Below are 1,168 nucleotides of genomic sequence, written 5' to 3' on the forward strand. Positions count from 1 at the left end.
CGCAACGTGACCACCGTCCCTGGTGTCAACAACCCAAGCTTGGTTGAACAAGCAATGGAAATGGGGCTGCGTACGCTGAAGTTTTTCCCAGCAGAACCGTCAGGCGGCGTCGCGATGCTAAAAGCATTATCTGCGGTTTATCCTGTAAAATTCATGCCAACCGGTGGCGTGAGCCCAAGCAATGTTAAAGATTACTTGTCTATTTCTTCAGTCTTAGCGTGTGGTGGTACTTGGATGGTACCCGGCGATTTGATTGACAACGAGCAATGGGATGAACTGGCGAAGCTGGTTCGTGAAGTTGCGGGAATTATCGAATAATTCCTCACCCCGGTTAGCGCCGAGAACTATCGTAGATAGTCGAACGATCTTTTGAGCAATTTGCCAACGCCTGCGGCTCCACCGTAGGCGTTTTTTTATGTGCAGTTTTGGCGAGTTAAAAAGCCAGCTTTCCACTAGGCGCGACACAAAACAACGCGCCCAATACGGTTTACTTACCCATTTACTTACTTAGTTTTTTGTTTCTGCCAAGCACGTTTAGAGTGCTGGGTAGGTTGTAGTAGGAACAAGCTAAACAGCAACACGATGCAGCCAATTGCGACAAAGATGGATTGAGAAGAGCCCGCTAACACGACGCCGGCAAGAATCAGTAACATGCCCGCCAACGCTGTGATGGAGCCGACATAAAGTCCTTGCTTATGATTGATAGGGGACTGCTCCTCGTCGCTGATCGGTGTGGCTAGTTGAATCGCAAGTGCAGTGCGACTTTGCTGGATTGATGGTGGCTCTTTGGCATAAAAGACCCGCGTAAACAGGAAGAAGCCTCCCGTCACCAGTAAATGAACGGCAAGCGTTGCGACCACGGACAGGTCTTTGCTTTCTCTTGGCGTTAATGGCGAGGAAGAGAGCCACTGTACATCAAAGATAAATATCATAAAGAGCGATACTGCGCATCCGACCATAACGGTGGCCCACCCCGACCAGTTTGGTGTTTTCAAACTGACAAGCGCAAGCAGAGATGGGATGTTGATTGGCATCTGAATGAACGCCGCGAACACAATCATCATGTCGAACAAGCTGTACGACTCAACAGACGCCAGCAGTAAAGCTGTGACCGTGGCTAATACGCCAGATACTATCGTCGCAATTTTTCCAACCATCAACTGCTGAC

At 49.3% G+C, this 1,168-nt stretch carries 2 pseudogenes; one reads left to right on the plus strand and one right to left on the minus strand.

Annotated features, from left to right (window positions below):
* Window positions 1-318, plus strand: a pseudogene (locus R8N46_RS25035) (keto-hydroxyglutarate-aldolase/keto-deoxy-phosphogluconate aldolase); the annotation flags it as partial.
* A gap of 185 nt (window positions 319-503) precedes the next feature.
* Here R8N46_RS25035 and R8N46_RS25040 read toward each other — a convergent pair.
* A pseudogene (locus R8N46_RS25040) lies at window positions 504-1,168 on the minus strand (transporter); the annotation flags it as partial.

It is taken from the genome of Vibrio sp. 1874 (genome assembly GCF_033344395.1).
GTDB lineage: Bacteria > Pseudomonadota > Gammaproteobacteria > Enterobacterales > Vibrionaceae > Vibrio > Vibrio alginolyticus.